The sequence below is a fragment of the Sphingobacterium sp. UBA7625 genome, from assembly GCF_002484085.1.
Taxonomy (GTDB): domain Bacteria; phylum Bacteroidota; class Bacteroidia; order Sphingobacteriales; family Sphingobacteriaceae; genus Sphingobacterium; species Sphingobacterium athyrii.
In genome coordinates, this window is the sequence record NZ_DLJD01000063.1 from 42,303 (window position 1) to 60,175 (window position 17,873).

The following is a 17,873-nucleotide window of genomic DNA, read 5'->3' on the forward strand; positions in this document are numbered from 1 at the left end:
TTGCTGACTTAAACCACCCAATGGCTGGTAAAACGTTGAATTTCGATATCGAAATCTTAACTGTACGCCCCGCTACTGAAGAAGAATTGTCCCACGGACATTCTCATGGTGTAGATGGAACGCAAGGTCACTAATCAGGGATCAAAATATAAACAGGAAAAGGGCGTCAATTGACGCTCTTTTTTTTATTTTACTTAACTCAAAATATGTAACTTGTTTCCAAAACATCCATTATGCCCACATTTGCCGAGAAAGTAATTACATTTAACAAACAACTTCACTATCACGGAAATCTTCCTTCCGATTTTAATGTCATCAATCCCTACCTCGATAACCCGGAGACACTAGTTGTGATGGGACAATTCTATCATAAATACTATCACGACAATCTAAAACGTAAATTTATCATCGGGATCAATCCAAGTAGGCATGGTGCGGGTGTCACCGGTGTTCCTTTTACCGATACCAAACGATTATACAGTGCCTGTGGGATAAAAATGCAATCCGCTCATACCCATGAAATCTCTTCGGTCTTTATGTATGATATGATTGAAGCCTACGGCGGGCCTGATATCTTCTATCAACAGTTTTACATCAATTCCCCTTTTCCGCTGGCCATAGTCCAACATAAAAAGCCCAACAACTGGATTAATGCAAACTATTATGACGATAAGCAGCTTTTTGAAATGGTAAAGCCATTTATGGTGGAATCGCTAAAACAACATATTTCACTGGGACTGAAAACTGACGAAGTCTTCGTTCTGGGAAAGAAAAATGCTACTTTCCTTGCAAAAATCAACAAAGAAGAAAAACTATTTGGAGAGATGATTATTCTGGATCACCCACGCTATATCCAACAATATAAATCCAAGGACAAACAACTATATATCGACAATTATATTCGTTTATTGAGTGGCTTATAAATGTTAGTAACGATGTTAATAAACTGTAATTCAGAACTAAAATTGTTAATAAGCAATACCCTCGAACGATAGACCGGATTCATATTACTTCGATCTGGAGTCCGTGTTATATACGGTATTCGAGGCCCCTTCGACTCCCATTCGACACTCATTCACCCCTTCTTCGACACTGCGCCCTAGTAATAGCGGCTTGAGAAAGAAGTCTTACCCTCATGGCTCCGACTTTAACTCGGACTCACCACGGACACATGTCGCTCTCACCACAGACTCATCTCGACTATGGTACGAAGCTGTATCGAAGCAGATACGATGCTGCATCGAACCTCCATCGAAGCAGCGGTTTTACAGCCATACCAAATTCGAAAAAGATCGTTGCCTACGTCACTGATAAAAATATCCATGCAATTTTCATAATAGGCTTTTACTAGCTATTATGAATTTAATAATTGCTGGTAAAAGCCAATTTCAAATCTCCTAAAAATAAACAATTATTTGTTTTTCAGCATTTTAATTCCCTAAATTCAACCTATGGCTATACTAGAAAACGGTAATCTGAAAGGCTTGGTTGGGAACCTTGTCTTTCGAAAATCAAATGAAAAAACTATTGTGCAGACTGGCCCAGGGCGTAAGACAAAACAAACGAAGGCCACAAAAGCAGCTGCAATAGATTTTGGTCACGCGAGTACTGCAGGATCCCGCATACGACATATAATGGGAGAAGTTCATCTCAAATTGCACGATAGCAATATGCACAATCGCCTGATCAACCAGTTAAAAAGAGTAACCCGGCCAAACAGAGCGCCCGTGGGTGAAAAGACAATTCGAGGCGGAAAGATCGATCGGCTGGTAAACTTTCAATTCAACGACAAATGCCATATGCACGACTACATGCATTTCGACCCAGAAATAAAATTGTTGGATACAAAACAAATTGCCATAAAATTCCCAAAATTTGACATGCAAAACGATATTCATCGTCCAAAATACTGTAATCTCATGAAAATAAATCTGATGATTGTGGTATTCAATTTCGAAAAACAGATCTATGTCCGTAGGCACAAACACCAGATTTCTTTATGCTTACAGGCAGATTCTAGAACTGTTGAATTGGAAGAATTACGGTTTGATGTGAACGATCAAGATGCTGAGACCGTACTTATTGGAATGAATATCGAATACTATGAAAGATTTCGCGAAGATTATTCCCTACTAAATAATAAAGATCTGCATCCCGCGGCAATTGTCGGTGCATTTATTATTGAATCTTAAAAGCAAAATATAGGCATGGGCACGTTGGAGAAAGAAATACCTTAATTGTTTATTATTGATATCACCGAAGGGCGATTCGATTAAACACACTATTTCAATTTCTCAATCTCCTCAATTGACAATCCTATAATATCAGCTATGACCTTGGAATCAAAACCGCTCTTTAACATCTTTAAGGCTGAGATTCGTTTCTCGGCTTCAGCTTTCGCTCGCTCCTCTTGCCGACCTTTTTCTATTCCCTTTTCCATGCCTATACGTTCCGCTGTAAGGCGAATACTTTCCGCATCCCTCTTATCCTTAAGGCTCAATTCGTATGCTTTCATATCTTCTGAATTTAGATTTGACACCTCTCCTATGTCAAAGATAAGACCAAAGACACGTTTATCCAAAAATTTCGGTATTTCATTGAGTTTAGACATATATTTGAAAAGATATAGCCACATGTCCATAAAACTTTTTATCTCAACCTCCTCTTTGCGAAAATTAGGCAAACAAAGAAGTTTAAAGCCTAACTTATCGTAAAACTGCTCACCTTTCTCACGATCACAAAGTACCACATCATAATAGTATCGGTCATTATCAATGATATCCAATGCAAAATTAAGAATACCAATGAAATAAACTTCTGGTAACTCATAGGTATTTCCGCTAAATCCCCGTGGAACTAATGTATGTATAAGCCGCGAGCTGTAATAAACCATACGATCACGAAAAAAGTCTTGGGGAAGTTGTTGCATTTCGATAATGAAATGACTATTGTCATCACTGGTACAATAGAGGTCAAAAATAACTTTACGATTGTGCTCCTGTTCACCAATACGCTCTGTGGGGCGATATTCCAGATCGCGAATAACTTTTTCCCCAGCAAATAGGCCGTTAAGGAAATGGATCAGATTTTCTTTACCACTTCTCGGGCCAAAATACAATTTCATGCCAAAATCGGTGCACATATCCACATATTTGCCCAAGAGATTATTCTGCTTTTTCATAAACTATATAATTGGTTATTTGATAACAAAAATACAAATAAAACACATTAAAAACTAAAAATATTAGTTTTTTTTATTCTAATTAAATCGCTTCAACCTCCCGTATTTTCCTACTCATTCATACCTTCCACTGACAAGCTTACTTTTGACCTAAAAGATTCTTAATGTGATACGGTAAAATTCTTTAGTTGATTGCCATGTGCAAGGACTATTTTACAGCGAGTTCGGACAATTAAATTGTTAAAATCATTCATGCTTTCTCAGTTAATGTTCGTTAAGTATTGATATATCCCCTTTAGCTCGGTCTATTTTTTCAAACCAGCGTTTAAACCAATGCTGCTTATACATATGATTGTTTGTCCAAAAGAGCTTCAAGTCTTCATGATCCATACCCTCGGTCGTTTCATAAATTTCTCGGTCAGCCTTTAGTTCACCAAACATTTGATTGATCTGCTTTTTGGAATACAAAGGCAGTCCATATTCGCAAGCGAGAAAAAATTTATTAGCTGCCTTCCGTTGTTTAGCAGTAGCTGAGTTATGATGGGAATAGCTTAACATCCACATAAAGTCGTTTAACAGTTTTTCTACTTTAACATCGAGTATCGCACATAACATTCTGAGATTACTTGGAATATCCAATTTGAGGTCTCTAACCTTTGAACCATACATTTCGTCGATTTCGGCATACTTATGATACATGTCTACCGTTACAACCTTGTTTTTACCTTTCTTCTTCATATCAAGTCTATTTTGATTTACACAAATAAACACAGTATCATCTACGTACCGAACCAAAACGACTTGTATAAAACCAAGCGCAATTTGTATCCTACAAGGTTATACTTGTTTTGTACCATCTAAAGATATTTCGTATCTTAAACACTGAATATTTGTTAACTTTGGACTTATGAGTACAACCAACACAACAAACCATATAGGAAGAAAAATCTGTCGTATCCGCGAACTTAGGGGAATGAAACAAGAGGCTTTAGCATTCGAACTGGGTGTGAGTCAACAAGCAGTATCCAATATGGAGCGCAGTGCTGAGATAGAAGCAAGCCTATTGACTCAGGTAGCGGAAGCATTAGATGTTACTCCAGAAGCTATCGAGAATTTTAGCGAAGAGGCTGTATTCAACTATTTTAATAATTTTCACGATAATAGTGGCGCTGGCGCATATAGTAACAATCCAACATTTACTTTTAATCCAGCTGATAAACTCATCGAAGCATATGAAGAAAATAAAAGGCTCTACGAACGCCTTTTAGAAGCCGAAAAAGCTAAGGTGGAGTATTTAGAAAGGCTGCTAAAGAATAAATAATCCATTATCTAAAGCGATCTGATATGGAATGTTATTAGACGGAAGTAATGATATAAATCAATGAAGTTTATGAAAAAGCGGAGAATAAGCAGTTTATTCTCCGCTTTTTTTGCGGTAAATATTCCTTATTGATCATATCTACTGATACCGCATTGCGTGATATTACAGATTTGGTCAATAAAAGCGCCTATTTAAGACGGACTCAGTCGGTAGAAGTACAAATCACCTCATATCCTCCTATCTACTATACACCATTGCCTTAAAAGTTCGTTGATGGCTCGACCACGAGTCTGGTTTGAAAAACAGCTTGATAACATCGCTGTCATAATTTTCCATTATCTTGAGAATCAGTTGTTCGAGTTCGGATGGATCGGTACGATAATCAATCTGTACATGAACTGCAAGAGCACGCAAGAATCTTAGCTTATCTTTCATTGCTTAGTCGCACGCAACATTTCTCTTTTTCCCGGTGCCCCGGGAGCTTTCTCGATGGAAAAGCCCAAAGATTTCATACTACGTTTGAGATTGCCTGTAATGGCATAAGTAACAAAAACGCCGCCCGGTTTAACGAACTGGGCCACATGCGCCAATGCCGCATCATTCCACATTTCGGGCTGATGTATGGCAGCAAAAGCATCAAAATACACCACGTCAAACCGTTTTTCGGATTGGAAATCCATCAATAAAGTATGAGCAATGTAGAACTGTAAACGCTCGTGAATTCGGACCGACCGCTGCAATGCGCCTTCATAGTGACTGAGATAAGCTGACCAGACTGTCTCATCGACGGTCTCATTGTATCCTGTTGCGGCAACAGTCGCTAGCGGTAACGGAAAACCTTCGATTCCGACATAGTCTACCTGAATTGACTTATCCCGGATGTAGTCTGCTGTTTGCAGAAAGTTAAGTCCGGTACCGAATCCTACTTCCAGAATGGAGACATCCGAAGCTCCTGTCTTTTGCACATAGTGATCCAAACCGGTTTTGATAAAAACATGCCTACTTTCCTGGACAGCACCGTGTTTTGAATGGTAGCATTCACCGATCTCCGCATTGTACAATGTCTTCGAGCCATCTCCCGTTGTTACAAAATCCATGTTCGTCATACTCATTATTAATAAAATCAAATATCCCTTACGCCCCCTCAGCCCAACAAGCCATGAATAAGGCCTCATACTTCGGCGGTCTTCCATCAGAAGATTCGTTCAAAGATAAAAAGCTGGTTTGAATAAATCCCGATTAATCTTTATCGAAGTGTTAAATGAAAATAATAGATAAAAAGATTATTTTAGCGTCGTAAACACGAAACAATTACTGAACCTAATGGCATACTCGGCAAAAACTTTTATACAGAACTATGGCAGCATCCTATTGTTGCTCCTTGGCATCAGTATCGGAAGTTTAATCGGCATATTTTTTCCACATTTTGTGAATAACCTGAAGCCAATTGGGGATATCTTCCTAAACTTGCTCTTTGTCAGCGTCATACCCCTGGTATTTTTTGCAATAGCCTCATCGGTCGCCAATATCGAAGGTGACAGTGTACTGGGTCGTATCATTGGCATGATGTCGCTGGTATTTGTGGTCGGGATTGTCGTTGCCGGTGTCAGCAGTGTTATTTTCCTCTATCTGTTTCCCGTCAGTTCAGACCTTCCGATTGAGCAGGCCAAAGATGTCATCGATACAGCTACACAGGATTCCTGGGGCGAGAAAATGGTCCGGTTCCTGACTGTTAGTGAATTTTCCAGTCTATTATCCCGCCAGAATATGCTTGCTTTTGTGATATTCTCATTTTTAGTGGGGATCGCCACACGCAGATCGGGTGCTTCCGCTGATATGTTCCGAAAATTTATCAATTCCGGAAATGCCGTCATGGGCAATTTATTGGTCATGGTCATGAATCTGGCCCCGATCGGACTCGGCGCTTACTTTGCCTATCAAGTCGGTACGCTTGGCCCACAGCTCTTTGGCTTCTATGCCAAACCCATCGGTCTCTATTATATTTTTGGTTTACTCTACTTCTTCACGATATTTAGTCTTTTTGCCTTTCTTGCATTTGGTCTCAAAGGTGTCAAACGATACTGGCAAAACAATATTTTACCTTCTCTGACTGCGCTCAGCAGTTGCAGCAGCCTCGCCACCATGCCGGCCAACTTATTGGCAGCAAAACAGATTGGCATACCCGATACCGTCGCCAGTGTTGTCATCCCGCTAGGTACAACCCTGCATAAACATGGTTCAGCCATCGCCTGTATCTTTAAAATTTACATTGCACTGCTGTTGAGTGGACAAGATTTTTTTGAGCCAACCAATTTGGTTATGGCTGTCGGGATTACCTTGCTGGTCAGTATCGTTGCCGGTGGTATTCCAAACGGTGGATATATCGGCGAGATGCTCATCATATCAGTTTATCAAATGCCGACAGAAGTCATTCCCTCGATTATGATTATTGCGACTTTAGTAGATCCGTTGGCGACGATGCTCAACGCGACCGGCGACAGCGTGGCTGCGATGTTGACCACCAGACTCATCGGACAGAAACTCTCTGATCCAATCACGGAAACAACAGTAAATAACGGCTAAAAGCGATAAGTAAAGAATATCTGTCCGTATTGATGCCGATGAAAGACAGACTTAAGTTCCTTGGAATTGAAAATATAATTAATGCCATAATTGACCTTGTGGTTGGACCAGCTGAAACCTATCCGGTGACTTAGCATCCAAGGTTCAATCTGATATAATGCGCCGATAGGATCATCCTTCCCCAATCCGCCCTGTATGGTGGAATTATAAAAAACGCGAGCAAAACTAGGTTGATAAACAAAATACCATTCCTTCTCGTTGTCACTGCGGGCTTGCGTCAAATGTCCATGGGTAAAGGTCGAAGCGTGGTACGATTTAAGTTTACCTGCACGTATCGGAATTCCAGCTTCGATATTGGTATTGTTCATGCCCAGAACTCCTCCTCCCATCACACCAAGATCAAAGGACTGCGTTTCATTCCGGTAAATTCCTTTCAGATATTTTGCCTGCAGATCCACCCCAAAGGCATTGCGCAGTTCCGTTTCCCAACCTGTGGCCTCATACATTCCAAAAAGATGGTGGATAAACTTCTGTGCTTCCTCACCGTATGACCGGGATCCGATTTGCCCAAACTCCACTTTCAGTTCAACAACTTGCTCCGCCTTCAAAAAATGGGTCGCCGCGGCGCTCAAATACAGGTACCCCGCAAAAGGCCGGTCATATTTCTTATTTTGCCGACGGTAATCCATCATGCTAATACCATTGTAGATCCGTTGTCCAAGTTCAAAGTCCAGTACTGTATTTGAAATTTCTGAAGTGCCACTTGGCGGTAGCGCAATACGATAGTTGACATTGATGCCATTGGTATAATACCTGTCCTGGCCGATCAATAGATAGACATCATTGTCATTCTGAATAGAAAGTTCCTGATTGCGCAACCTCACCTGCCCAAAGACCAAAAAAAAAGGAAATATAATTCCATATAAGAGCAGTAACGACCGCAAAGCAACACTCATATTAACAGGTAATTGTAAAATTCATGCGATATAAACTGCGACAAAATATTAAATCTCGACTTAAATTATTCAAAAGCATCCAAATATACCTCATTTTTTCAGACACAACAACCTATTTAGAACAAATATAAATAATGTCGAAAAGTTGCATTATTCCTTTCTTCGCAAATCTATTTGTAATTTTGCATTCGATTAAGTGTCAGTTATTGTCAAAATGACCGCATGTAAAGCGCTCTTTGATGTTGACACCTAATTTATTTTAAGGGAAACATAAAATCTCTGAAGGTGGTCGCAAATACATAAACAAATACTACGAACGAAACTGTCATAAGTGCTCACTTGTTCAGATCATTTCCCGAACAGTTGCTCATGATAGCTTCATCGCAAACGAGACCGCCGAAGGCAGCATGAATGCCTTAAAAGAGAAAATTGACTAAATGAATAAACAAATTAACGGATGAAAAAAAGTTCCATCATTCTAATCGCTATTATTGCAGTGGCAATTGCCATGATACTTGTTATCTATACGGATTCAAGTACCTACTCGACATTTTCCGAGGCAAAAGAAAAGAAAACAGAACTATATGTGGTCGGCCAGCTCAACAAAGATAAGGCGCTCCACTATGACCCAAAGACAGATGCCAACAAATTCAGCTTTTTCATGTACGACAATGATGGTACAGAGTGCGAGGTTGTCTTCAGAGGTGCAAAACCGCAGGACATCGAGCGTTCAGAACAGATTGTATTGACTGGTAAAATGGACGGGAATGTGTTTAGAGCGAGTAAAATATTGATGAAATGTCCTTCGAAATATAACGATAAATCGGTCGTGACGGAAATCAATGCCACAGCTTTCAATAATTAATTTGTAAAATCAATTTTTCAATGGACGTTAATTACGTTGGTGAGCACCTGCTCCCTGGGCAGATCGGACAGTTCTTTATTGTTCTTTCTTTTGGTGCTGCACTTTTATCTTGTATCGCTTACTTTTTTGCGACTAAAAACCCTGAAGAGACTTCATGGAAAAAGATCGCCCGCATCGCATTCTGGATTAATGCAGTTTCTGTGGTAGCAGTCGGCGCAACTTTATTTTACATTATTTACAACCACTTTTTTGAATATAATTACGCGTTTGCACACTCTTCGAGAGACTTACCTACCTATTATATTATTTCGAGCTTTTGGGAAGGACAGGAAGGAAGTTTCTGGCTGTGGACCTTTTGGCAAACGGTATTAGGAGCGATATTGCTATTCAAAGCCAAAAGCTGGGAAACTTCCGTGATGACTTTCGTGATGCTTTGTCAAGCTTTTTTAGCCTCGATGATCATAGGCGTTGAATTATTGGGATTACGTATTGGAAGTTCCCCATTCATCCTATTACGTGACGCAATGAATTTCCCTATCCTGAAGGAAGCAAACTATCTATCACTACTTAAAGACGGTAACGGCTTAAATCCGCTCCTACAAAATTATTGGATGGTGATTCACCCGCCGACCTTATTCCTTGGTTTTGCATCGATGATTGTTCCTTTTGCTTATGCGACAGGTGCTTTATGGACCAAGCGTTACAAAGAATGGATCAATGCGGCTTTACCTTGGGCGCTATTTGCGGTCATGATTCTTGGAGCCGGTATTATTATGGGCTCATTCTGGGCATACGAAGCGCTTAACTTTGGCGGATTCTGGGCTTGGGATCCTGTAGAAAATGCATCCATTATTCCTTGGTTTACCTTGATCGCGGCGGTACACGTCATGATTGCCTATAAAAACTCGGGGCATTCTTATTTTACAGCAACATTTCTGGCGATGATCAGCTTTGTGCTGGTGATCTATGCATCTTACCTGACGCGTAGTGGTGTTCTTGGCGAAACCTCCGTACACTCTTTCACCGACTTAGGTATGAGCGGACAGCTGATCTTATTCAACGTTGCATTTTTAGCGATTATGGTTGTCTTTCTTGTTGTTAAAAAGAAAGAAATGCCGATCACTGAAAAAGATGAAGATATTTATTCGAGAGAATTCTGGTTATTTATCGGTGCTTTGGTACTGACTGTTGCCTGTGCACAGATCATTGCCTCTACCTCCATTCCGGTATTTAACAAGATTTTTGGCACCAAGGTAGCGCCGCCCCTGGAACCAATCCAACACTATAATAAATGGCAATCCGGTTTCGCGGTTATCGTTATGATTATGACCGGATTTACGCAGTTTTTAAAATACAAACGCACCGATAGCCGCAAATTTTTAGCATCTACGGTAGCATCGCTCGCTGTGGCAATTATCCTGACGGCAATTATTTCCTATTTTACCAAGACATATACCAACCTGATCTATATCCTGATCACTTTTGCCAGCATCTTTTGTATCCTGGCGAATATCCGGGTGCTGGGTGATGCAGTCAAAGGTAAGTGGAAATTGGCCGGTTCTTCGGTTGCCCATATTGGTTTTGGACTGCTGTTGATCGGCGCAATGGTCGCTGCTGCAACAAATGAAGTCATATCGGTCAACAATACAGGATACATCGCCGTATCGGGATTTGACAAAGTTGAAAAGCCGGGTGAAAACCTATTCCTAACCGAAGGACAGCCCGTGCAGATGGGTGAATATAAAATCACCTATATCGGTGACAGTATTGTAGCACCAAATACCTATTACAAAATCAAATACGAACGTGTTGATGAGGAAACAGGTAAAGTGAAAGAAGAATTTATCCTACAGCCCTTTGCGCAAAACAATGCCAAGATGGGCGGTCTGATCGGTACTCCGGCAACAAAACACTATATTACACATGACGTATATACGCTGATCACTGCTGCTGCAGCTGAAAGTCAGGCGCAGCACGCCAAAGTAGCGGACGAGGAAAAAACAGGTTTTGAAGATTATGAAGAACCTGCGACATATCAAGTCAGCATCGGTGATACCTTACGTTATCGCAACGGGTATTATGTCATTGAGGGGCTGAATAAAGAAGCGCAATTAGAAAAAATCCCGAAAGGCCCCAACGATGTGATGGTAGGTTTGAAAATAAAGGTCTTTGCGGCTGACAATAAACAATATGAGGTACAACCGGTTTATTTGATCAAGGACGGAGGAGTTTATGACTTCAATAAAGATGTCACTGATCAAGGTCTTAAATTTAGGTTTACGGGAATCAAACCGGACAAGGATAAACTGGAAATCATGGTCTACCAAAAACCATTGCCTGAGAAAAAATGGGTGGTCTTTAAAGCGATCAAATTCCCCTACATCAATTTCTTTTGGTGTGGAACGATTGTCATGACCATTGGTTTTATCATGTCTATTGTCAGAAGAAATAAAGAGGAAAAACGAAAACTAGCAAAATAATGAATATTGTCATCTTAGGAAGCGGAAATGCCGCAACGCATTTTGGACAAGCATTTCAACAACTAGGACATCAGATCGTTCAAATCTATAGTAAAACAAAGGCCAATGCGGATGCATTGGCCTTTGCGCTTCAATGCACGGGTACGGACGATCTATCCCAACTGCTGCGCAATGCCGATCTTTATCTTATCGCCGTTTCCGACGAGGCTATTCCCACACTTGTAGAAACAATGCCACAGGACATCAAAGGGATTGTTGTGCACTGCTCTGGAGCTACCGATATGGCTATTTTGAACCGCTTCAGGAATTATGGTGTCATCTACCCGCCGCAATCGCTCTCCAAAAACAAAACCGTTGACTTTTCGCTCATTCCATTTTGTGTCGAAGGCAGCGATACAAGCATTGCGAACAGCTTACTTCAGCTGGCACGCACGTTTTCTTCCCGAAGCATCTTGTGTAATTCACAGCAACGATTGGCGATCCACCTGTCTTCAGTCATGGTCAACAACTTTTCAAATATTTTATATCAGTTCGCTTATGAGCTATTAGAAGAGCATAATCTTTCCTTTGATCTGGTCAGACCGATCATCTTGGAAACGGCAGAAAAAGTTCAAAATCACGTTCCGATAACAGTTCAGACAGGTCCGGCAATCCGGGGAGATGAAGCAACACAGCAAAAACATTTGAAATTTATTAGCAATAAACCAGATTTACAGCAAATCTATCAACTTTTGTCGCATCAGATTACTAAAAGAAAATAGTTTGTTAGAAACAGTTATAAACTTATCAAAACTTATTCTAGCATAGTAAATATAACTATTTACTTAGGGAACTTTAGTACATTTGCTCTGTCCAAAAGCGCATTTTGGAATGCTAATTGAGCAATAGTATATTCAATTGGACTAAACATTAAAATAGCGAATTAAAACTAAACAATCGTATTTTCTATGGAAGTTAGAAAACTCATTATTTCAATAATGATTGTGATTAATTTAATCATTGTATCATTTGGCTTTATATTTACATCGAGCTGGTTTTGGTTATTGATCATTCCATTCCCGCTATTGTTGATCGCCTTATACCATAGTTTCCAGACCAAACATGCAATTTTACGCAATTATCCCTTGGTTGGTTACTTTCGTTATATCTTTGAATCCATTCGTCCCGAATTAAGACAATACTTTTGGGAATCCGATATGGATGGTCGTCCGTTCAATAGGAGACAGCGTTCCATTGTCTATCAACGGGCAAAAAATCAGCGCGAGACAGTTGCATTTGGTATGCAAACAGATCCACAGGCCGTTGGTAATGAATGGGCTGCGCATTCCGTTTTTCCCTGTCATATTGAAAACCATGATTTACGTACTAAAGTTGGGAATGAAGCCTGTAAAAAGCCCTATAGCTTAAGTGTATTCAATATCTCAGCAATGAGTTACGGTGCGTTAAGCAAAACTGCTATTACCGCCTTAAACAAAGGTGCTGCGCTACAGAATTTTGCGCATAATACTGGCGAAGGTGGTATCAGTGATTACCACAACAACGGCGGTGATTTGATCTGGCAGGTAGGTACCGGTTATTTCGGCTGTCGTAATTCGGAAGGTAAATTTGACCCTGAACTTTTTAGGGAGAAATCAAACCGTGAAAATGTGAAAATGATTGAACTTAAGCTTTCACAGGGTGCAAAACCCGGTCATGGCGGTATCTTACCAGCCGCAAAGAATACACCCGAAGTGGCTGCAATACGCCATGTCATTCCCGGCACGGATGTGATGTCCCCGCCCGCACACAGTGCTTTTTCTTCACCAACGGAAATGATGCATTTCATCCAACAGATGCGCGATCTTTCGGGAGGAAAACCTATCGGATTTAAAATATGTATCGGTGATAAGCACGAATTTATGGACATCTGCAATGCCATGCAAAATACGCAGATCTTCCCGGACTTTATTTCTATCGATGGATCTGAGGGTGGTACTGGGGCCGCACCACTGGAGTTTACGGACAACCTCGGCATGCCGCTATATGATGCATTGGCGTTTGTAACCAAAACCCTGATTGCATTCGGTCTGAAAAAACACATCAAGGTCATTGTATCAAGCCGTATCGTTACTGGTTTTGATATTTTAAAAGTAATTGCTCTGGGTGCCGACGCATGTTATAGTGCACGTGGAATGATGTTCGCATTAGGTTGTATTCAGGCCCTGAAATGTAACGAAGACGTTTGTCCGGTCGGTGTTGCCACGCAACAACCGCATCTGTACAAAGGACTGGATGTGAACGACAAGTACGTACGTGTTGCTCAATTCCACCGCAATACACTACGCGCCACTGTTGAGATCATGGAAGCCTGTGGGTTCAAAACCTTGGCCGACGTATCCGCTGACAAATTCTATCGCAAAGTGGATGCAATACGGACCTTAAGTTTTCAGGAGATCTATTTTGGCACCGAAGGAAAATTGGTCAATAGCCACACGGACTTTGAAAGCAAGCTTTTCGAAGATTAAACTTTGGTCTAGCAACTATATACAAGAAGCCCTCAGTCGTTATTAACGCTGAGGGCTTCTTATTTTTCTTTTCCCCTATTGGCCTTTTATCTCAGCTAATTTCATAATCCATGTGATTCCTAAGTATATTCCCGATAACTATTTCAAATTGAATAATACGCGATGCAAAGCGGTATGCGAAAGTGCTATTTGATCATCGGTCAACCCTCCCAATGCCTGTTCGATCGTATTATTGGCCTGTTTCATACCTTCATCCTTCATTTTGCGGCCAGTTTTGGTCAAATAGATCAAATTCGAACGTCTATCGTTTTTATCATTAACACGGATAACCAGATTAAGCCGCTCCAGATTGTTGATCAGGCGCGTTACACTTGGCTTGTCCCTGAATGTGCGGATCGCCAGCTCCTGTTGGGTCAGTCCCTCTTCTACCCACAGATTGTACATAATACTCCATTGCTCTGAAGTAATACTTAAGCCTGCCTCCTTGAGATTACGCTGCAATCTCCGCATAACGGCAATTGAATATTTCCCCGTCAGGAAATTATAAAAATACTCTTGCGATACTAAATCTTGGTCTAACATATAAATTATGGTTATGGTTGTTTACGCAACTTATGTTGCTAATCATATTATGCTCAAATCAAGATAAAAAAAACTAAACTTATTTTGGCTAATACTTAGCCTAAATTACGCTTTTCTACAGTTGTGTCAAACAAATTTTATCAACATGCAATAAATAGATGTTAATAAATCATCATAAACGATTTATAGTAGACTGAATTTAGGAATAAAAAGGGATACAAACAAAATAAAATTGCTTGTCTTTATACCTAATTTTAGGAGGACTTCTCCCGCAGCAAGAAAGTGTTATCCGATTGTAAACGAATCAGAGTCCTTTAGAAACGGGAATTTTTCACGAGCCTCTAGCAGGTCATTCGGGTTTAAAGTAAAGGTGTATAAGTCTTCATCTTCGGGCTTATAGTAGACAACATCACCTAACGGTGATATGCACATTGATCCACCCGAGTAATAAATATCATTACCATCGTGCCCCACCCGGTTCACACCGACAACATAAGCTTGGTTTTCAATAGCACGTGCAGGGATAAGTGCTCTCCAATGTGCCGAACGCTTATCAGGCCAGTTAGCTGTATAAACAAGAATATCGTATGCTGCATTTTGATTCTTGGACCAAACCGGGAACCGGAGATCATAACAGATCATAGGACATATTTTCCAACCTTTGATATCGACTAAAATCCGTTCGTTGCCGGGTTCAAAATACTCGCTTTCTTTTGACATGCCAAAAAGATGACGTTTATCGTATTTCACATATTTGCCATCAGGGAACATCCATAGAAAGCGGTTGTAGTATTTTCCACCCTCTTCAATGATCAATGAGCCGGCGACAACACAATTTAATGAACTTGCCATTTCAAACAGCCATCTCGTGGTAGGACCATTGGCTGGTTCGGCACATTTTTCGACGTTGTTCGTGAACCCCGTATTAAACATCTCCGGTAAAATAATCAAATCTGTTTTTTCACGTAACGCAGATAGCCTCAATGCCAGATTATTCAGATTTTTTTCAATATTTTCCCAGAATAAATATGCTTGAAATACGGTAATTTTTAAAGGATCCATGAACGTTATCTAAAATTTATTTAATTATTTAGTACAAAATAGCCATTTATTGACAAAATACGAATTTTAATGGAATTTTCTATCTATTGCTGTCTAACCAAAAGGTTATTTGCTAACAGTAATAACGCTTCCTTACGTTCCTTTGGTACATCCAATGCGCTCATTTTTTCAAATGCACGCTGGGTATAGACATCCTTTAGTTCATCTGCCGATTTTCGGACCTGATACTTTTCGTATAATTTGAGCATATCTTCGACTTTGTTCGGCACCGCCTCGACAGTTGCATGTAATAAATGTTGCATCATGGGCACATCCTCCGGAGCAATAACCTCCATCAATTTAACCAGTAAAAAGGTTTTTTTATTGATTATAATATCACCGCCAACGATTTTACCGAAAGTATCGGGATCGCCGTAGGCATCCAATATATCGTCCTGCAGCTGGAAAGCCAAACCAACATTTTCCCCAAAATCATAGATCAGTTGCTGCTGCTGTTCGTTCGCTCCTGAAAGAATAGCGCCCAATTGCAATGCCCCTCCTAAGAGGACAGATGTTTTCAAACGGATCATCTCCAAATAGTCGTCCATAAGCAATGATCCGCGGCTTTCATAATCCATATCGAGCTGTTGGCCTTCACAGACCTCCATGGCCACCTTACTCAAAATTCGCAAAGTTGCCGGCAAATAGACCGGATTGCATTTGGAAATTTCCTCGTAAGCCTTGACCAATAGTCCATCTCCGGACAGAATGGCAATATTTGCATCCCATTTTTCATGAACGGTGGTTTTTCCCCTTCGCAAGGGTGCCTGATCCATCAGATCGTCATGTATCAGGGAAAAGTTATGAAAAAATTCCACGGCCTTTGCCGCCGGAATAATTTGTTCCATTTCTTGCATGCCAAATAACTCGGCCGCCATCAATGTAAGCACTGGTCTAACCCTCTTGCCGCCCAAAGTCAATATATACCGTATCGGATCATATAAATTTGTTGGAGTTTCAGGAAATTGACTTGTCTCTATCGCCTCTATCACGAGCTTTTGTAAGTGTTGCATATATCTTTACGATCGAATCATGCGAATATAGCAATAACATATAGAAATGGCAATTTTGTACCACCAAAGCAAGTCAGCTCAAAATTGTACATTTGTATAAGTCTTTTGTTATGCGCATACTGATTATCCATACATTTTATCAAGCACCTGGCGGTGAAGATACTGTTTTTCAACAGGAATCATCGCTCCTATCCCGGGAGCACGAGGTACATACCCTGACCTTTCAAAATAAAAAAGGTTGGCGCGGGGCCCTTCAGACGATAGGATCTTTTTGGAATATCTTTGCAGCACAGCGTGTGAAGAAATCAATTCACGCGTTTAAACCAGACATTGTCCATCTCCATAACACGCATTATGCCTCTGGCCCGCTCCTGATACGTACGATCGCCAAACTGGGGATACCACAGGTAATGACACTGCACAATTTTAGGCTGCTCTGCCCCTCGGCAACGCTATACCATCATAATCATTTATTTCTGGATTCTTTGCATGAAGAATTTCCCTGGACAGCAGTTCGACAAAAGGCATTTAATAATTCTACAGTCAAAACATTCCTGCTTGCACTGAATTACTGGCTTCACCGTCGAATGGGTACTTGGAAAAAGGTGAATCGTTATATTAATTTAAGCAGCTTTGCCAAGTCTATATTTGCGGAGTCGACATTAAGCATATCTACCGAAAAGTTTGCGGTAAAACCCAATTTTGTTTTTCCTGCCACCATAGGCTCAGAAATCTCGCAGTCTTATTTTATTTATGTGGGGCGGCTTTCCGACGAAAAAGGAATATTGCAACTGATTGAGTCCGTCAAAGGAACTAGGTTGGAACTCCGTATCATCGGTGGCGGACCACTGGAAGAGGAGGTCGTGAAAAGCATAAGCGGGCATTCCAATATCAGCTATCTCGGTTTTAAATCCCGGGCGGAAATTTTACCCCTCGTTGCCGCAGCACAGGCGCTGATCGTTCCTTCCATCTGTTTCGAAGGAATGCCAATCACGATCCTTGAAGCTTACTCCGTCGGAACGGCCGTACTCTGTTCAAAATTAGGATCTTTACCGGAATTGATCATCCCGCAGAGAACCGGACAGACATTTGATCCGCACAATAATAAAGAAATTACGGCATGTCTGACGCAGTGGAATGCCAAGCCGGCGGATGAAAAAGATGAGATAAGAAAGACCTGTCTTGCCTATTATTTTAGTAAATTTACTCCTGAAATAAACGAAAGCGAATTATTAGCGATCTATAAAGACGCTATTAAAGATAAAAAATTGAACAAATGAGCATTAT

The 17,873-nt window shown here is 40.6% G+C and carries 16 protein-coding genes and 1 pseudogene; 10 read left to right on the forward strand and 7 right to left on the reverse strand.

The window, feature by feature from the left end; all coding sequences use genetic code 11:
• From B4G94_RS27010 to B4G94_RS27020, 3 genes and pseudogenes are all read left to right on the forward strand, one after another.
• A pseudogene (locus B4G94_RS27010) lies at positions 1–134 on the forward strand (peptidylprolyl isomerase); the annotation flags it as partial.
• Between the two features lie 99 nt (positions 135–233).
• On the forward strand, positions 234–923 hold the full coding sequence (locus B4G94_RS27015) for an SMUG2 DNA glycosylase family protein (protein WP_286863179.1): 690 nt from the start codon (positions 234–236) through the stop codon (positions 921–923).
• Positions 924–1,451: 528 nt separating this feature from the next.
• On the forward strand, positions 1,452–2,192 hold the full coding sequence (locus B4G94_RS27020; RefSeq protein ID WP_286863180.1) for a hypothetical protein: 741 nt from the start codon (positions 1,452–1,454) through the stop codon (positions 2,190–2,192).
• Between the two features lie 89 nt (positions 2,193–2,281).
• Here the strand turns inward: B4G94_RS27020 and B4G94_RS27025 are convergent, their stop codons facing one another.
• Both B4G94_RS27025 and B4G94_RS27030 read right to left on the reverse strand, forming a co-directional pair.
• Positions 2,282–3,181, reverse strand: coding sequence for an Rpn family recombination-promoting nuclease/putative transposase (locus tag B4G94_RS27025; protein WP_286863181.1), 900 nt, complete (start codon positions 3,179–3,181; stop codon positions 2,282–2,284).
• Between the two features lie 264 nt (positions 3,182–3,445).
• Positions 3,446–3,919, reverse strand: a complete 474-nt coding sequence (locus tag B4G94_RS27030) for a hypothetical protein (protein WP_286863182.1) — start codon at positions 3,917–3,919, stop codon at positions 3,446–3,448.
• Positions 3,920–4,088: 169 nt separating this feature from the next.
• On the opposite strand from B4G94_RS27030, the gene B4G94_RS27035 reads away from it, so the two are divergent.
• Positions 4,089–4,502: a helix-turn-helix domain-containing protein gene (locus B4G94_RS27035; protein ID WP_286863183.1), complete on the forward strand. Its 414-nt coding sequence runs from the start codon at positions 4,089–4,091 to the stop codon at positions 4,500–4,502.
• 431 nt (positions 4,503–4,933) lie between these two features.
• Here the strand turns inward: B4G94_RS27035 and mnmD are convergent, their stop codons facing one another.
• The gene (gene mnmD, locus B4G94_RS27040; RefSeq protein WP_286863265.1) at positions 4,934–5,599 is read right to left on the reverse strand and encodes a tRNA (5-methylaminomethyl-2-thiouridine)(34)-methyltransferase MnmD; all 666 of its coding nucleotides are present in this window, start codon (positions 5,597–5,599) and stop codon (positions 4,934–4,936) included.
• A 226-nt stretch (positions 5,600–5,825) separates the two neighbouring features.
• On the opposite strand from mnmD, the gene B4G94_RS27045 reads away from it, so the two are divergent.
• The gene (locus tag B4G94_RS27045; RefSeq protein ID WP_286863185.1) at positions 5,826–7,085 is read left to right on the forward strand and encodes a dicarboxylate/amino acid:cation symporter; all 1,260 of its coding nucleotides are present in this window, start codon (positions 5,826–5,828) and stop codon (positions 7,083–7,085) included.
• Here B4G94_RS27045 and B4G94_RS27050 read toward each other — a convergent pair.
• Positions 7,082–8,041 (reverse strand): lipid A deacylase LpxR family protein, encoded by a 960-nt coding sequence (locus B4G94_RS27050; protein ID WP_286863187.1) that lies wholly within the window; start codon positions 8,039–8,041, stop codon positions 7,082–7,084. The genes B4G94_RS27045 and B4G94_RS27050 overlap by 4 nt on opposite strands.
• 457 nt (positions 8,042–8,498) lie before the next feature.
• Here B4G94_RS27050 and B4G94_RS27055 point away from each other — a divergent pair, with 457 nt between their 5' ends.
• The 4 genes from B4G94_RS27055 to B4G94_RS27070 all read left to right on the forward strand — a co-directional run bounded on the left by B4G94_RS27055 (position 8,499) and on the right by B4G94_RS27070 (position 13,890).
• Positions 8,499–8,906 carry a cytochrome c maturation protein CcmE gene (locus B4G94_RS27055; protein WP_104383916.1) on the forward strand — a complete coding sequence of 136 codons (408 nt, stop codon included), beginning with the start codon at positions 8,499–8,501 and terminating at the stop codon, positions 8,904–8,906.
• A gap of 20 nt (positions 8,907–8,926) precedes the next feature.
• The gene (locus tag B4G94_RS27060) at positions 8,927–11,386 is read left to right on the forward strand and encodes a heme lyase CcmF/NrfE family subunit (RefSeq protein ID WP_165309140.1); all 2,460 of its coding nucleotides are present in this window, start codon (positions 8,927–8,929) and stop codon (positions 11,384–11,386) included.
• Complete coding sequence (locus B4G94_RS27065) at positions 11,386–12,147, forward strand: Rossmann-like and DUF2520 domain-containing protein (protein WP_286863188.1); 762 nt, start codon at positions 11,386–11,388, stop codon at positions 12,145–12,147. The genes B4G94_RS27060 and B4G94_RS27065 overlap by 1 nt, the downstream gene beginning before the upstream one ends.
• Before the next feature lie 186 nt (positions 12,148–12,333).
• A complete protein-coding gene (locus B4G94_RS27070; RefSeq protein WP_165309142.1) occupies positions 12,334–13,890 on the forward strand; it encodes an FMN-binding glutamate synthase family protein in 1,557 nt (518 codons plus the stop codon).
• Positions 13,891–14,028: 138 nt separating this feature from the next.
• Here the strand turns inward: B4G94_RS27070 and B4G94_RS27075 are convergent, their stop codons facing one another.
• The 3 genes from B4G94_RS27075 to B4G94_RS27085 all read right to left on the reverse strand — a co-directional run bounded on the left by B4G94_RS27075 (position 14,029) and on the right by B4G94_RS27085 (position 16,586).
• Positions 14,029–14,472 carry a MarR family winged helix-turn-helix transcriptional regulator gene (locus B4G94_RS27075; RefSeq protein ID WP_108635019.1) on the reverse strand — a complete coding sequence of 148 codons (444 nt, stop codon included), beginning with the start codon at positions 14,470–14,472 and terminating at the stop codon, positions 14,029–14,031.
• Positions 14,473–14,757: 285 nt separating this feature from the next.
• Positions 14,758–15,534: an amidohydrolase gene (locus B4G94_RS27080; RefSeq protein ID WP_108635018.1), complete on the reverse strand. Its 777-nt coding sequence runs from the start codon at positions 15,532–15,534 to the stop codon at positions 14,758–14,760.
• 83 nt (positions 15,535–15,617) lie between these two features.
• Positions 15,618–16,586, reverse strand: coding sequence for a polyprenyl synthetase family protein (locus tag B4G94_RS27085; protein ID WP_286863189.1), 969 nt, complete (start codon positions 16,584–16,586; stop codon positions 15,618–15,620).
• A gap of 110 nt (positions 16,587–16,696) precedes the next feature.
• Between B4G94_RS27085 and B4G94_RS27090 the strand changes: the two genes are divergently transcribed.
• Complete coding sequence (locus B4G94_RS27090; RefSeq protein WP_286863191.1) at positions 16,697–17,866, forward strand: glycosyltransferase family 4 protein; 1,170 nt, start codon at positions 16,697–16,699, stop codon at positions 17,864–17,866.
• Positions 17,867–17,873 lie beyond the last annotated feature (7 nt).

Coding starts and splice junctions, on each gene's coding strand:
- B4G94_RS27025 (WP_286863181.1), bottom strand. CDS start 3,181: ATGAAAAAGCAGAATAATCTCTTGGGCAAATATGTGGATATGTGCACC.
- B4G94_RS27045 (WP_286863185.1), top strand. CDS start 5,826: ATGGCATACTCGGCAAAAACTTTTATACAGAACTATGGCAGCATCCTA.
- B4G94_RS27035 (WP_286863183.1), top strand. CDS start 4,089: ATGAGTACAACCAACACAACAAACCATATAGGAAGAAAAATCTGTCGT.
- B4G94_RS27085 (WP_286863189.1), bottom strand. CDS start 16,586: ATGCAACACTTACAAAAGCTCGTGATAGAGGCGATAGAGACAAGTCAA.
- B4G94_RS27050 (WP_286863187.1), bottom strand. CDS start 8,041: ATGAGTGTTGCTTTGCGGTCGTTACTGCTCTTATATGGAATTATATTT.
- B4G94_RS27060 (WP_165309140.1), top strand. CDS start 8,927: ATGGACGTTAATTACGTTGGTGAGCACCTGCTCCCTGGGCAGATCGGA.
- B4G94_RS27080 (WP_108635018.1), bottom strand. CDS start 15,534: ATGGATCCTTTAAAAATTACCGTATTTCAAGCATATTTATTCTGGGAA.
- mnmD (WP_286863265.1), bottom strand. CDS start 5,599: ATGGATTTTGTAACAACGGGAGATGGCTCGAAGACATTGTACAATGCG.
- B4G94_RS27090 (WP_286863191.1), top strand. CDS start 16,697: ATGCGCATACTGATTATCCATACATTTTATCAAGCACCTGGCGGTGAA.
- B4G94_RS27030 (WP_286863182.1), bottom strand. CDS start 3,919: ATGAAGAAGAAAGGTAAAAACAAGGTTGTAACGGTAGACATGTATCAT.
- B4G94_RS27020 (WP_286863180.1), top strand. CDS start 1,452: ATGGCTATACTAGAAAACGGTAATCTGAAAGGCTTGGTTGGGAACCTT.
- B4G94_RS27065 (WP_286863188.1), top strand. CDS start 11,386: ATGAATATTGTCATCTTAGGAAGCGGAAATGCCGCAACGCATTTTGGA.
- B4G94_RS27075 (WP_108635019.1), bottom strand. CDS start 14,472: ATGTTAGACCAAGATTTAGTATCGCAAGAGTATTTTTATAATTTCCTG.
- B4G94_RS27055 (WP_104383916.1), top strand. CDS start 8,499: ATGAAAAAAAGTTCCATCATTCTAATCGCTATTATTGCAGTGGCAATT.
- B4G94_RS27070 (WP_165309142.1), top strand. CDS start 12,334: ATGGAAGTTAGAAAACTCATTATTTCAATAATGATTGTGATTAATTTA.
- B4G94_RS27015 (WP_286863179.1), top strand. CDS start 234: ATGCCCACATTTGCCGAGAAAGTAATTACATTTAACAAACAACTTCAC.